Source organism: Polaromonas sp. P4_F9 (assembly GCF_056401235.1).
This window is the reverse complement of the sequence record NZ_JBFUJT010000039.1, coordinates 35,928-49,659: the sequence shown is the minus strand read 5'-3', so window position 1 is coordinate 49,659 and position 13,732 is coordinate 35,928. Positions and strand designations below refer to the sequence as shown.

Annotated in this window: 15 protein-coding genes and 1 pseudogene; 15 read left to right on the top strand and 1 reads right to left on the bottom strand. The window is 63.2% G+C overall.

Features of this window, described 5'->3' with window-relative positions; all coding sequences use genetic code 11:
• Window positions 1–383: 383 nt before the first annotated feature.
• From AC1DUB_RS24655 to AC1DUB_RS24630, 6 genes and pseudogenes are all read left to right on the top strand, one after another.
• Window positions 384–665 (top strand): annotated as a pseudogene (locus AC1DUB_RS24655) (IS4 family transposase); the annotation flags it as partial.
• A 353-nt stretch (window positions 666–1,018) separates the two neighbouring features.
• Window positions 1,019–1,225, top strand: a complete 207-nt coding sequence (locus AC1DUB_RS24650) for a hypothetical protein (protein ID WP_477731782.1) — start codon at window positions 1,019–1,021, stop codon at window positions 1,223–1,225.
• Window positions 1,222–1,950 (top strand): FAD-dependent oxidoreductase, encoded by a 729-nt coding sequence (locus tag AC1DUB_RS24645; RefSeq protein WP_477731781.1) that lies wholly within the window; start codon window positions 1,222–1,224, stop codon window positions 1,948–1,950. The genes AC1DUB_RS24650 and AC1DUB_RS24645 overlap by 4 nt, the downstream gene beginning before the upstream one ends.
• A 150-nt stretch (window positions 1,951–2,100) precedes the next feature.
• Window positions 2,101–2,820, top strand: a complete 720-nt coding sequence (locus AC1DUB_RS24640) for an RNA polymerase sigma factor (protein WP_477731786.1) — start codon at window positions 2,101–2,103, stop codon at window positions 2,818–2,820.
• A 49-nt stretch (window positions 2,821–2,869) separates the two neighbouring features.
• The gene (locus tag AC1DUB_RS24635; protein ID WP_477731780.1) at window positions 2,870–3,442 is read left to right on the top strand and encodes a ferritin-like domain-containing protein; all 573 of its coding nucleotides are present in this window, start codon (window positions 2,870–2,872) and stop codon (window positions 3,440–3,442) included.
• Window positions 3,439–3,837, top strand: coding sequence for a c-type cytochrome (locus AC1DUB_RS24630; RefSeq protein ID WP_477731779.1), 399 nt, complete (start codon window positions 3,439–3,441; stop codon window positions 3,835–3,837). The genes AC1DUB_RS24635 and AC1DUB_RS24630 overlap by 4 nt, the downstream gene beginning before the upstream one ends.
• Before the next feature lie 46 nt (window positions 3,838–3,883).
• Here AC1DUB_RS24630 and AC1DUB_RS24625 read toward each other — a convergent pair whose 3' ends face one another.
• Complete coding sequence (locus AC1DUB_RS24625; protein ID WP_477731778.1) at window positions 3,884–5,017, bottom strand: 5-methyltetrahydropteroyltriglutamate--homocysteine S-methyltransferase; 1,134 nt, start codon at window positions 5,015–5,017, stop codon at window positions 3,884–3,886.
• 143 nt (window positions 5,018–5,160) lie between these two features.
• On the opposite strand from AC1DUB_RS24625, the gene AC1DUB_RS24620 reads away from it, so the two are divergent.
• The 9 genes from AC1DUB_RS24620 (at window position 5,161) to AC1DUB_RS24580 (ending at window position 13,428) form a co-directional block, all read left to right on the top strand.
• Window positions 5,161–6,270, top strand: a complete 1,110-nt coding sequence (locus tag AC1DUB_RS24620; RefSeq protein ID WP_477731777.1) for an aromatic ring-hydroxylating dioxygenase subunit alpha — start codon at window positions 5,161–5,163, stop codon at window positions 6,268–6,270.
• Window positions 6,271–6,342: 72 nt separating this feature from the next.
• Window positions 6,343–7,140 (top strand): GntR family transcriptional regulator, encoded by a 798-nt coding sequence (locus AC1DUB_RS24615; RefSeq protein ID WP_477731776.1) that lies wholly within the window; start codon window positions 6,343–6,345, stop codon window positions 7,138–7,140.
• Between the two features lie 28 nt (window positions 7,141–7,168).
• Window positions 7,169–8,158 (top strand): PDR/VanB family oxidoreductase, encoded by a 990-nt coding sequence (locus AC1DUB_RS24610; RefSeq protein ID WP_477731775.1) that lies wholly within the window; start codon window positions 7,169–7,171, stop codon window positions 8,156–8,158.
• A gap of 100 nt (window positions 8,159–8,258) precedes the next feature.
• Window positions 8,259–9,431 carry an ABC transporter substrate-binding protein gene (locus AC1DUB_RS24605; protein WP_477731774.1) on the top strand — a complete coding sequence of 391 codons (1,173 nt, stop codon included), beginning with the start codon at window positions 8,259–8,261 and terminating at the stop codon, window positions 9,429–9,431.
• Window positions 9,432–9,590: 159 nt separating this feature from the next.
• Window positions 9,591–10,463 (top strand): branched-chain amino acid ABC transporter permease, encoded by an 873-nt coding sequence (locus AC1DUB_RS24600; protein ID WP_477731773.1) that lies wholly within the window; start codon window positions 9,591–9,593, stop codon window positions 10,461–10,463.
• Window positions 10,463–11,443: a branched-chain amino acid ABC transporter permease gene (locus AC1DUB_RS24595; protein WP_477731772.1), complete on the top strand. Its 981-nt coding sequence runs from the start codon at window positions 10,463–10,465 to the stop codon at window positions 11,441–11,443. Before AC1DUB_RS24600 ends, AC1DUB_RS24595 begins: the two co-directional genes overlap by 1 nt.
• Window positions 11,440–12,237: an ABC transporter ATP-binding protein gene (locus AC1DUB_RS24590; RefSeq protein ID WP_477731771.1), complete on the top strand. Its 798-nt coding sequence runs from the start codon at window positions 11,440–11,442 to the stop codon at window positions 12,235–12,237. The genes AC1DUB_RS24595 and AC1DUB_RS24590 overlap by 4 nt, the downstream gene beginning before the upstream one ends.
• Window positions 12,230–12,934: an ABC transporter ATP-binding protein gene (locus AC1DUB_RS24585; protein ID WP_477731770.1), complete on the top strand. Its 705-nt coding sequence runs from the start codon at window positions 12,230–12,232 to the stop codon at window positions 12,932–12,934. The genes AC1DUB_RS24590 and AC1DUB_RS24585 overlap by 8 nt, the downstream gene beginning before the upstream one ends.
• Before the next feature lie 74 nt (window positions 12,935–13,008).
• On the top strand, window positions 13,009–13,428 hold the full coding sequence (locus tag AC1DUB_RS24580) for a potassium channel family protein (RefSeq protein WP_477719585.1): 420 nt from the start codon (window positions 13,009–13,011) through the stop codon (window positions 13,426–13,428).
• Window positions 13,429–13,732 lie beyond the last annotated feature (304 nt).

Below are 13,732 nucleotides of genomic sequence, written 5' to 3'. Positions count from 1 at the left end.
GGCTATGGGCAAGCGCCGCAACGCCGCAGACCGCCCGAGAAGGCGCTTGCCCTTCGGGTTGGGGTGACGCAAACGCGGTCGCGTTTGCATCCCCATGGGGGCAGCCGCACGACGCACAGCCGGCCGGCTGTGCGGTCGGGCGATTGAGCCACCCGGACCCTTGCATGGGCATTAGCCCATGCGGCGGTCCCAGGCGGCCCACTCATCCCGATTGCACCCCAACGCGGCCCCGTTTAGATCGTAAACAGGTTCTAAGAGCCACCCCTTTCAAGGTCTTGCTCCAGAGACAGCGGTAATCTTCTGCTCCACATAGAAATTGTGGAGAGAAATGGATGTTGGAAGCAGTACTTGCCCGGTTCGAACAACAAGCGCCGGTCAGCGTAATGGCGCGCGTGGCGCTGGAGCGCGCGATAGAGCCGGGCTGGGTGGACGAAGTATTCGAGGACCATCGCCAGCGGCAGTATCCGCGCGAGTTGCTGTACTCCACGGTGGTGGAATTGGTGACACTGGTCTCGCTGGGACTGCGCCCGTCGCTGCACGCGGCGGCCAAGCAGGCGAGCCATCTGCCGGTGTCGCTGGCCACGCTGTACGACAAAGTCAAACGCACCGAGCCGGCCATTCTTCGCGCCTTGGTGCAAGGCAGCGCCCAGCGTCTGGCGCCGGTGGTCAATGCCGTGGCTGATGCGCTGGCACGCGGCGGCATGGCGGCGCAGGCCCGTCAGTTGCAGATGCCGGTTTCACCATCCCGGCTCTGGCACTTGATGCAAGCCGGTTGATTGGCGGCCGGCGCTGTGCAGGCGCCAAACAGGTCTGCTGATCAATTCCTGAGCACTGTGTTGCAAGCCAATACTGGCGCGGTGTTGCGGGGTTGTTAGTGACCTTATCCACAGGGTGGCCCACAGAAGCTGGGGGCAATTCCGTTGCTATCTCGCATCGCATTGGAAATGAAATAAGGCTGCGCCGGAAAAAAAGCCGGAACGCCAACAGCCGCCTGCTCATCCAATGGACAGGAACAGCCATGAACACCTCACCAGCACCGCGCTCCATGCCCACAGATGCCCGTTCGCACGCAGAGCTGGTCAGCCTGTCCGTAGCCGGCAACGATCCGGCGCTTGCCCGGATCATGCGGCGCCACAGCCGTTTCTTCTTTCGCACGGCCCGTGGCACCGGCAAGCGGCCAGCGCAGCCGCATGGGCGTCGTTCACTGGATGGAGGCAAGGTATGAGCATGAGCACCTGGCAAGTGTTGCTGCAAGCGCGCGAGGAAGTTGCTGGCGGCACGATGGCGTTTTATTTTCAGCGGCCGGCCGGCTTTGCCTTCAAGGCCGGTCAGGCGATTGACCTGATTCTTCCAGATGCAGTGGCGCCCGGCGGGCAAAGCCAACGGCATACGTTTTCCCTTGTGAGTGCGCCGTTTGAGCACGAACTGGCGATCGCGACACGCATGCGCGACAGCGCATTCAAGCGGGCGCTCAAGATGTTGCCCATTGGCGGGCTGGTGGACATTGAAGGGCCCTTCGGTTCCCTCACGCTGCATAACGAGCGCACAAGACAGGCGATATTCATCGCGGGTGGCATTGGCATTACCCCGTTCATGAGCATGTTGCGCCAGGCGACGCATGATCGGTTGCCACAGGAGATGGTTCTGCTCTATTCCAATCGGCGCCCCGAAGATGCGGCGTTTCTTCTGGAACTGCAGGACCTTGAGCAGCAGAACGTCAATTTCCGCCTGTTGCCGACCATGACGGAGATGGGCAAATCCCTTATGCCGTGGCAAGGAGAAACCAGCCATGTCACCGAAGATCTGTTGAGAAAAACCATGAACGGTTTTCTGAAACCCGTTTTCTATGTGGCTGGACCACCCGGCCTGGTCGCTGCCGTGTGCGACATGTTGAATCGTGTCGGTGTCAATGACGACGACATTCGCAGCGAAGAGTTTTACGGGTACTGAGTATTCGGAGTCGCGCGCGCCGTGGCGAACGAGGTTTGGCCGGGCGCTGTTTTTTTTTCCTTTTGCCTCGTCGTCTGACAGAGAAAAATCCGGAACGCTGGTGGCACCCTGACCATCCAATGGACAGAGACAGGAGCAGATATGAACACTATGAACAACTTGCAATCAGTGCCCACCGTGCCGTCCGACGCCAGTTCGGATGCAGAACTGGTCAGCCTGTCCATAGCCGGTAACGATCTGGCGTTCGCCCAGATCATGCGGCGCTACAACCGTTTGCTCTTTCGCACGGCGCGCAGCATCCTCAAAAGCGACGACGACACGCAAGACGCCTTGCAGGAGGCTTATTTGCGCGCCTGGCGTGCGCTGGCCACCTTTCGGGCCGAGGCCAGGCTTTCCACCTGGCTGGTGCGCATCGTCGTCAACGAAGCACTGGGGCGGCTGCGGCGCAATGGTGCGCAGGCTGCCCGCATCGTGCCGCTGAGCGCCAGCGTGGATGCCGATGACGAAACCCCGGAGATGCAGATGCAAGCCAACCCGAATGACCAGCCGGAGCCATCCGTCATGCGTGCGCAGATACGCCAGCAGATTGAAGCCCGGATTGACACCTTGCCCGATGCCTTTCGCACCGTGTTCATGCTCAGGGGGGTTGAAGAGATGAGTGTGGAAGAGGTTGCGCTGGTGCTGGGCATACCCGAAGCGACGGTGCGGACCCGGTTTTTCCGTGCCCGCAGCATGTTGCGCGAAGGCCTGTCACGCGACATCGACATGGCCGTCGGTGACGCCTTTTCATTTGCCGGCCCGCGCTGCGACAGCATTGTGGCGGGCGTGCTGGCAAAAATTGCCCACGAGCGTGAATCCTCTCGTCCGTGATCCGTGAAGTCCGTTATTTGTGAACCGTTTTTGTCCACTGGAGATTGCCATGTCGTTTTTTCAAATGTCCACGCCCATCGCTGCACGGCGACTGTTTTTGGGCCGCTCGGGCGGTCTGGTCTTGTCGGGGGCAGCGGTTGCGCTGCTTGCAGGCAATGACGCGCTGGCCGCCAAAGCCGGCGGCTCCAAAGCCGACGACGTGCAAATTCTCAACACCGCCATCGGTGCCGAACTGGAGGCCATCGCGGCCTATCAGCTGGGCGCAGAAAGCAAGCTGCTCACCAAGCCCGTGCTGGATCTCGCGGTGACTTTTCAGGGGCACCACAAGGCGCATGTTGCGCTGCTCTCCGGCACGGTCGAAAAGCTGGGCGGCAAACCCGTCATCGCCAAAACCAAATACAACTTTCCGGTCGACCAGCTGAAAACAGAACTGGATGTGCTCAAGTTCGCCGCCCAGCTGGAGCAAGGGGCCGTGAGCGCCTACCTCGGTGCCGTGCCGCTGTTTGCCAACCGCGACTTGTCCAAGGCGGCCGCCAGCATTTTGGGTGATGAAGCCATGCACTGGGCCATCCTGCGCCAGGCCATTGGCGAAGCCCCCGTGCCGTCGGCCTTTGTGTCGTGAAGCCACGGAGCCACCGCCTGCCGGGTGTCCTGCTGGGTCTGGCGGCCGCGACCGTAGGGCCGGCGGTCCAGGCGGCGCCTGATGCGGTGCGCGGCGGGCAACTCTATGCCCGCTGCGCAGCGTGCCACGCGCTGGCCACCGACCGTGTCGGCCCGCGGCATTGCGGTGTGCTGGGCCGGCGTGCGGGCAGTGTGCCGGGCTTTGACTATTCCCCGGCCATGAAGAAGTCCGGCCTGGTGTGGGACGAAAACCCCCTCAACCTTTTTCTGGCCAAACCGCTGGCCATGGTGCCGGGCAGCACCATGACCTATGACGGTGTTTCCGAAGCCCGGGACCGCAGCGACCTGATTGCCTACCTCAAGGCCGCCAACAGCGCGGCGCCGTGCCGCAAATAGCGGGGCTGCCGCGCCAACCCGTGTCATGGCATTCGGGGGCGATGCTTCAGGCCGTTCCCCAGACCTCCTGCGCCGTCTCCACCACCAGGCGCAGTTTGGCGCGCTGCGCTTCAACGGCGATGTCGTTGCCATGCACTGTGCTGCTGAAGCCGCACTGCGGTGACAGCGCCAGCTGCTCCAGCGGCGCGTAGCGGGCCGCGGCTTCAATGCGGCGCCTCAGGTCGTCCTTGTCTTCCAGCGAGCCAAACTTGGTGGTGACGAGTCCCAGCACCACGGTCTTGCCTTTGGGCAGGTAACGCAGCGGCTTGAAGTCGCCGCTGCGCGCGTCGTCGTACTCCATGAAGTAGGCGTCGAGGTTCATTTCTTTCAGCAGCGCCTCGGCCACCGGCTCGTAGTTGCCCGATGCCGCGTGCGTGCTCTTGAAGTTGCCGCGGCACAGGTGCATGGCCAGCAGCATGCCGGGTGGCTTTTGCGCGACAACGAGGTTGATGAATTTGGCGTAGCGGTGCGGCAGCTCATTGGGGTCGTCGCCGCGCTGGCGTGCGGCTTCGCGCATTTTTTCGTCGCACAGGTAGGCCAGGTTGGTGTCGTCCATCTGCACATAGGTGCAGCCGGCGGCGGCCAGCGAGCGCAACTCGTCACCGTAGGCGTTGGCCACGTCCTGGTAGAACTGCGGGTCCAGTTCGGGGTAGTGCTCCTTGCTGATGCCGGCCCGTCCGCCGCGAAAGTGCAGCATGGTCGGTGACGGAATGGTGACCTTGGGTGTATTGCCTGCCGATACCTGGCTCTTGAGGTACTGGAAGTCGGCCAACTGGATGTCCTTGACGTGGCGGACCTTGTCAATCACGCGCATCACCGGTGGAGCCAGCTCCTGCGAGCCGTCGGGCCGGATCACGGTCACCGGGATGTCGGTTTTCACGCCGCCGATCTGCTCCAGAAAGTCAATGTGAAAGTAGGTGCGGCGGAACTCGCCGTCGGTGATGCTTTTCAGGCCCACGTCTTCCTGGAATTTCACAATCTCGGTGATGGCCCGGTCTTCCACCTGGCGTAACTGCTCGGGCGTGATCTGGCCCTGAGCTTTTTGTTCGCGGGCTTCCAGCAAATATTTCGGGCGCAAAAAACTGCCCACGTGGTCATAGCGCGCGGGCAGGTGAGGGGCGGTGTTGCTCGTGTTGCTCATACGGAGTCCTTGGTTGAGGCGGTAATTAGCTTGCATGTTAAGGCATTGATCAACTGTTTGAATGAATACATAAACTGGTGAAAACACCTAGAAATAGCTATTTGTAGTTGATTTTTCTTCTTTTATGTATACAGTGAGTATCCATGAAAGCCGAAAAACCCTCCTTTCCGCTAAACGCCTGGTACGCCGCGGCCTATGACGTGGAAGTCGTGCGTGCGCTGCTGCCGCGCACCATCTGCAAGCAAAAGCTGGTGATGTTCCGCAAGACCGACGGCACAGTGGCCGCGCTGGAAGACGCCTGCTGGCACCGGCTGCTGCCGCTGTCCATGGGCCGCCTTGAGGGCGATGAGCTCACCTGCGGCTACCACGGCCTGGTCTACAACGCCCAAGGGCGCTGCACCCACATGCCGAGCCAGGAAGCACTGAACCCTTCGGCCTGTGTGCGTGCTTACCCGGTGCTGGAAAAACACCGCTTTGTCTGGGTCTGGCCGGGTGATCCGGCCAAGGCCGACCCGGCGCTGGTGCCCGACCTGCACTGGAACGACGATGCCGAGTGGGCGGGCGACGGAAAAATGATCAAGGTGAAGTGCGACTACCGCCTGGTGGTGGACAACCTGATGGATCTCACGCATGAGACTTTTGTGCACAGCTCCAGCATTGGCCAGCGCGCGGTGGCCGAGGCCCCGTTCGTGGCTACGCACGGCGACCGCACGGCCACCGTGACGCGCTGGATGGAAAATATTGATGCGCCGCCTTTCTGGGCCGGGCAGATCAACCACTCCCTGGGTTACCAGGGCCCGGTGGACCGCTGGCAGATCATCAAATTTGAAGCGCCCTGCACCGTGACGATTGACGTGGGCGTGGCCGAGGCCGGCACCGGCGCCGTGCCGCCCGGCGGCAATGCAGGCGATGCGCGCTTGAGCAACCGCAGCAGGGGCGTCAACGGCTTTGTGCTCAATACCATCACGCCCGAGACCGACGGCACCTGCCACTACTTCTGGGCCTTTGCCCGCAACTATGCCTTAAGCGAGCAGCGCCTCACACATCAGTTGCGCGAGGGTGTGGCCAGCATCTTCCGCGAAGACGAGCATGTGCTGGAAGCGCAGCAGATCGCCATGGACGAACACCCGGACCACCAGTTCTACAACCTCAATATCGACGCCGGCTCGATGTGGGCCCGCAAGCTGATCGACAAGATGGTGGAACGGGAAACATCCCCCACCCCGGTGATCCCGATCCGCCAGGTGGCCTGATCTTTCAACCACGCCTTTCAACCCGGCTCTTCTTTTTCGACGTCTCCCCCTACACCCCAACATAAAAAATCCATGGCAACTGCTATCAAAAATATAGCTTCCGAGGCAGATGGAACGGCCGCCGAAAACCCGATTGGCACGGAAAGCGCGCAGGTGCGGGCGCTGCTGAAGCTGCGCGAGCTGATCCTCTCGGGCGAACTGGCCGGCGGCACGCGCATTGCTGAACTGGCGATTGTCGAGCGCCTCGGTGTGTCGCGCACGCCGATACGCGCGGCGCTGATGCGGCTGGAGCAGGAAGGCCTGCTCGAAGCGTTGCCCAACGGCGGTTATGCGGTCCGGACTTTTTCCGAGCGCGACATTGCCGACGCCATTGAACTGCGCGGCACGCTGGAGGGCTTGCTGGTGCGGCTGGCGGCCGAGCGGGGCGCGCCGGCGGTGGTGATGGGCGAGGCCAAAGACTGCCTCAAGCAGGTGGACGCGGTGCTGGCCCAGCCCGCGCTGAGCGACGAGGCTTTTTCCGCCTATGTGGATTTGAATGAGCGCTTTCACACGCTGCTCTATGAGATGGCCGACAGCCCGGTCACCGTGAAACAGCTCGAGCGTGTGGTCAGCCTGCCGTTTGCGTCGGCTTCGGCCTTTGTCGTGGTGCAGTCCAACTCGCCGCAGGCGCGCGACATGCTGGTGGTGGCGCAGGACCAGCACTGGCAGGTGCTCGATGCCATTGAGCGCGGCGAGGGCACGCGCGCCGAAGCCCTGATGCGCGARCACTCGCGGCTGGCCCAGCGCAACCTGCGCCATGCGCTGTCGGGCCAGGGCTCGGCCATGCCGGCATCCATGAAAGCCATGAAGCTGATCCGCCGGCGCGGCTGATCACTTCTGACCACCTGATTCCCAGAACATGAAAAGCACCCAGACCTGGCAACCCGCCACCGTTGCCGCCGTGCGCGACGTCACACCCACCGTGCGCGAATTCGAAATCCGTCCGGCGGAGGGCGCCGCTGCGCCGTGGCAGGCCGGCTCGCATTTGCAGCTGCAGGTGCTGGTCAACGGCAAGGTGCAGACCCGTTCCTATTCGCTGGTGGGCCTGCCCGATGGCGTGAGCTATCGTATTGCCGTCAAACGCATGGACGGCGGCCGGGGCGGCTCGCTGGCCATGTGGCGGCTGGCCGTGGGTGACCGGCTGCAGATCAGCGATCCGCAAAACCATTTTCAGCTGGACCTGTCGGCGCCGCACTATCTGATCGTGGCCGGCGGCATAGGCATCACACCGCTGGTGATGATGGCCCAGCAGCTCCAGGCGCAGTGCCAGAAGTCGGGCGCCACGCTGCGCATGCTCTACGGTGCGCGCACGCAAGAGGAACTGGCGTTTTTGCCGCTGCTGCGCGAGGCATTGGGCGACGCCCTGCAGACCTTCGTGGCCGGGCGCGGCGAAAACATGGATCTGGCCGCCGCCATTGGCGCCTTGCCCGCGGGCGGGCAGCTGTATACCTGCGGCCCGGTGTCCATGCTGGAGGCCGTCAGGAAAAGCTGGGCCGAGGCCGGTCGCCCGCTGGCCGACCTGCGTTTTGAAACCTTTGGCAGCAGCGGCCGTTTTGCCGCCCAGGCCTTCAGGGTGCGGGTGCCGCGCCATCAGGTCGACATCATGGTGCCGGCCGACACCACGCTGCTGGACGCACTGGAGAGCGCCGGTGTGGAAAGCATTTTTGATTGCCGCCGCGGCGAGTGCGGCCTGTGCGCGATGGATGTGCTCGCGCTGGAAGGCGAGATCGATCACCGCGATGTGTTTTTGAGCGAGCACGAAAAGCAGCAAAACACGCGCATCTGTACCTGCGTATCACGGGTGGTCGGCTCGCTGACCCTGGATTCTTCCTATAGACCCGAGGCCTGAAGGCCCTAACACTGCATTGTTGATTCCGCTTTCGATCCCGCGTTCGATTTCGTTTTGATCCCGTCCGATTGAGTTCGCATTAATTACCAGGAGACACCGCATGAAAAAAAGAACCTTTATCCAGGCAGCCGTGATGGCCACCGTGGCGTTCGCCGGCGCGCAAGCCCTCGCGCAGGACAACAAGTTCAGGATAGGCCTGCTCCTGCCGATGACGGGGCCCTTCGCTTCCACAGGCCGGCAGATTGAAGCGGCGACCCGGCTGTATATGGCGCAAAACGGCGACACCGTCGCCGGCAAAAAGGTCGAACTCATCATCAAGGACGACACCGGCACACCCGACGTCACCAAGCGCCTGGCGCAGGAAATGATCGTCAACGACAAGGTCAATGTGCTGGCTGGTTTCGGCCTGACGCCGCTGGCGCTCGCCACGGCCCCGCTGGCCACGCAGTCCAAAACACCGATGGTGGTGATGGCCGCGGCCACCTCCAGCATCACCGAGGCCTCGCCCTACATCGTGCGCACCAGCTTCACGCTGCCGCAGGTCACCATTGGCGTGGCGGACTGGGCGCCGAAGAACGGCATCAAGAAAGTGGTGAGCCTGGTGTCGGACTACGGCCCCGGCATTGACGCCGAGCGCACCTTCAAGGACCGCTTCACCTTCAACGGCGGCGCTGTGGTGGACGCGGTGCGCGTGCCGCTGCGCAACCCCGACTTCGCGCCTTTCCTGCAGAAAGTGCGCGATGCCAAGCCCGATGCGGTGTTTGCCTTTGTGCCCTCCGGTGCCGGCTCGGCGCTGATGAAGCAGTTTGCCGAGCGCGGCCTGGACAAGGCCGGCATCAAGCTGATCGCTACCGGCGATGTGACCGATGACGACATCCTGAACGACATGGGCGAGGTGGCTGTGGGCGTGGTGACCTCGCACCACTATTCGGCGGCCCACAAATCGCCGCTGAACCAGAAGTTTGTGGAGGCCTTCGGCAAGGCCAACAAGGGGCTGCGGCCCAACTTCATGGCCGTGGGCGGCTATGACGGCATGCGCGTGATCTACGAGGCCCTGAAGACCACCAAGGGGGCAGGCGGCGGCGAGGCCTTGCTCGCTGCCATGAAGGGCCAGGTTTTCGAGAGCCCGCGCGGCCCGATCTTTGTGGATGCGCAATCGCGCGACATTGTGCAAAACGTCTACATCCGCAAGGTCGAGAAAGTCGGCGGCCAGCTCTACAACGTCGAATTCGAAACCATCAAGGACGTGAAAGACCCGGGCAAGGCCAGGTAAAACGGGTATGTCATTGGGGTCTGATCCGCAATCCATCGCCGTGTACACGCCAAGATGGATGCCGGGTCAAGCCCGGCATGACAGCTATTTTGGTTGCTTGTCATTGCGGGCTCGACCCGCAATCCATGATCCCGACTTCTTGACTAACTACCATCACTGATGCTCACCATCCTCTTTGACGGCATTGCCTACGGCATGCTGCTGTTTGTGCTCGCGGTCGGCCTGGCCGTCACCATGGGCCTGATGAATTTCATCAACCTGGCGCACGGCGCATTTGCCATGGTGGGCGGCTACATCACCGTGCTGCTGATGCAGCGGCTGGGCGTGCCCTTTTTGCTGTGCCTGCCGTTGGCCTTTGCGGGTGCGGCGCTGCTGGGCGGGGTGCTGGAACGCACGCTGTACCGGCCGATGTACGCCAGGCCGCACCTGGACCAGGTGCTGTTTTCCATTGGCCTGACCTTCATGGCGGTGGCCAGCATGGACTACTTCATGGGCTCGACCCAGCAGATCATCCAGCTGCCTGACTGGCTGCGCGGCCGCACCGAAATCGGCAGCGGCTCGTGGATTCTGGGCATGGGCCACTACCGCCTGTTCATCGTGGCCGTGTGCGCGGCGCTCACACTGGTGCTGCAGTATGTGCTGGCGCGCACACGCTTTGGCAGCCGCCTGCGCGCGTCGGTGGATGACCAGCGCGTGGCCGCCGGCCTGGGCATCAATGTCAATGTGGTGTTCCTGTCCACCTTTGCGGTCGGCTCGGGCCTGGCCGGGCTGGGCGGCGCGCTGGGCGCCGAAGTGCTGGGGCTGGACCCGACCTTTCCGCTGAAATTCATGATTTACTTTTTGATCGTCGTTGCCGTGGGCGGCACCTCGTCCATCACCGGGCCGCTGCTGGCCGCGCTGCTGCTGGGCATTGCCGATGTGGCCGGCAAGTACTACATCCCCAAACTCGGCGCCTTCATCGTCTACAGCCTGATGATCGCGATCCTGATCTGGCGCCCGCAAGGCCTGTTTGTGCGCAAAGGCGGCAAGTGATGAACAACAAAACACTCTTGCCGGTCCGGCAGTCCCTGCTGAATGCCTCGCGCTGGAAACCCTGGGAGCCGGTGCTGTGGCTGCTGGCTTTTGCCTCGCCGCTGCTGCTGTCCAGCCATGCGCTGATCATCAATGAAATCGCCATCGTCGCGCTGTTCGCCATCTCGCTGGACCTGATCCTGGGCTTCACCGGGATTGTGTCGCTGGGGCATGCGGCATTTTTTGGCCTGGGCGCTTATGCCGCCGCGCTGTTTGCCAAACTGGTCATGCCCGATCCGCTGGTCGGGCTGGCGGTGGCGATTGCGGTCTCCACGCTGATGGGCGCCGCCTGCAGCCTGACCATCATGCGCGGCAGCGACCTGACGCGCCTGATGGTCACGCTGGGCATGGGCCTGATCCTGCTGGAGCTGGCCAACAAGCTCGACTGGCTCACCGGCGGGGCCGACGGCCTGCAAGGCGTGCTGATGGGGCCGCTGCTGGGCCGCTTCGAGTTTGACCTGTCGGGCCGCACCGCCGCGTATTACTCGCTGTGCGTCGGCCTGGTTCTCTTTTTGCTCGCCCGGCGCCTGGTGCATTCGCCGTTTGGCGCCACCCTGATGGCGATTCGCGACAACCGGCTGCGCGCGATGGCCATAGGCATTCCGGTGCATGCGCGCCTGGCTGTGATCTACACGGTGTCTGCCGGGCTTGCCGGTGCGGCCGGCGGCCTGCTGGCGCAGACCACCGGCTTTGCCTCGCTGGACGTGTTTGACTTTCACCGCTCGGCCGACGTGATGCTGGTGCTGGTGGTGGGCGGCGTCGGCTGGCTGTACGGCGGTATTGCCGGTGCGGTGGTGTTCAAGCTGATGCAGGACATCCTGTCGGCCATCACGCCGCAGTACTGGACTTTCTGGATTGGGCTGTTCCTCGTGGTGCTGGTGCTGGTCGGGCGCGAGCGCCTGCTGCGGCCCTGGACCTGGTTCAAGAGGAGTAAGGCATGAGCACCGGCAACACCGATGAAATCGATCAAACCGACCAGACTGTGCTGTCGGCCAGCGGCCTGGTGATGCGTTTTGGCGGCATCACGGCCACCAACAACGTCACGCTGAACCTGCAAAAGGGCGCGCGCCATGCGCTCATCGGCCCCAATGGCGCCGGCAAGACCACGCTGATCAACCTGCTGACGGGCGTGCTGCAACCCACCGAAGGGCGCATCACGCTGCTCGGGCAGGACATCACCCAGCTGGCCCCGCACCAGCGCGTGCAGCGCGGCATGGTGCGCACGTTTCAGATCAACCAGCTGTTCGACTCGCTGACGCCGCTGCAGACTCTGGCGCTGACAGTCTCGCAGCAGCACGGGCTCGGTGCCCGCTGGTGGCAATCGCTGGGCCGCAGTGACGCAGTGGCCGCGCGCTGCGAGCAACTGCTTGAGCAGTTCCACCTGCTAGAGGTGATGAACCAGCCGACCCGCGTGCTGGCCTACGGCAAGCGCCGGCTGCTGGAAATCGCGATTGCGCTGGCCTGCGAGCCGCGGGTGCTGCTGCTCGACGAGCCCGTGGCCGGTGTGCCGGCCGGCGAGCGCGAGGAACTGCTGCAAACCGTCGCGGCGCTGCCGGCCGACGTGTCGGTGTTGCTGATCGAACACGACATGGACCTGGTGTTCAGCTTTGCCACGCGCATGACGGTACTGGTCAATGGCACGGTGCTCACCGAAGGCGATCCGCAACAGATTGCGAACGATCCCGAAGTCAAGGCGGTGTACCTGGGCCACGGCGAGGAGGCCCATCATGAATGAACTGCTGAAGGTCGAGCAATTGAGTGCAGGTTATGGCGAGGCGATTGTGCTCAACAACATTTCGCTGGCGCTGGACGAAGGCAAGACACTGGCGCTGCTGGGGCGCAACGGCACCGGCAAGACCACGCTGATCAACACGCTGGCCGGCGCCACGCGCCAGCACAGCGGCAGCATCACACTGGGCGGGCTGGCTTTGCACAAGCTGGCCTCGCACGAGCGTGCGGCCGTGGGCATCGGCTGGGTGCCGCAGGAGCGCAACATCTTCAAGTCGCTGACCGTCCACGAAAACCTGACCGCCGTGGCGCGGCCGGGCCGCTGGACGCCGGAGCGGGTGTACGAGATGTTTCCGCGTCTGGCCGAACGCAAGACCAACCTGGGCACGCAGCTGTCGGGTGGCGAGCAGCAGATGCTGGCGGTGGGCCGCGCGCTGGTGCTCAACCCGCGCCTGCTGCTGCTCGACGAGCCGCTCGAAGGCCTGGCGCCCATCATTGTGGAAGAGCTGCTGCGGGCGATTCGCCGCATCACGCGCGAAGAGGGCTTGTCGGCCATCATCGTCGAGCAGCATCCGCAGGCCATCCTGGCGATCTCCGACAGCGCTGTCGTGCTCGACCGCGGCACCGTGGTGCATGCCGGCACCGCGCGGCAGTTGCGCGAGCAGCCACAGTTGCTGGAGCACCTGCTGGGGGTGGCGCGCTAGCGTGGTGCAACACCACACTACGCCCTTGATCCAGCGCAACACGGGGGCAGCCGGTGCTGCGGTACAGTGCCTCCATGATGAACTGGCAACATCGCAAACATCTTGTCACCCGCCGCGGCGTGAGGTACTCGCTGGTGCTGTGCCTGCTGATTCTGGGCCTGGGCGGCGTGGGCTTCTGGATCGTCGAGCCGCGCGTCGTCACCCTGGCTGACGGGCTGTGGCTGGCCTTCACCACGGCCGCTACCGTCGGCTATGGCGACATTGTTCCCAGCACCGATTTGTCGCGCGCATTTGCCGTGCTGGTGGTGCTGCTGGGCCTGGCTGTGCTGTCGCTGGTGACGGCCTCCGTGGCGGCCATGTTTGTTGAAACCGAAGAGCGGCAAATCGAACGCGACCTGATGCACGCCATCGGCGCACTGCGCGCCGAGGTGAAAAGCCTGCACGATGAGCTGCGCGAGCTCAAGGCAACGCGCCAGGCCGACCCGCCTGGCTGAGCCGGCCGCCTGTCCCGGTACATCTCCATTGGCGCATCACCTCCGGGGCCGGCGCACCCCGACCTTTGCGGTCACTTTATGGGTCAAAAGTGCATTTGGATACCACTGAAGTCGCGACGTAAATACCGGGTAAATCTCCGTTTTCCTTACACGGCGTTCACAAATGCAGGCCAACAATGAACGCACTGAATCAAAGATCCCGATAACAGAACCCCGGAACGCAGCGATTCAGAAAGCAGCTCCCACAGCCGCTTGCCGACCCTGGTTTGAAATGCCAGCGGCTGCAAATGGCCATTCGAGTTGT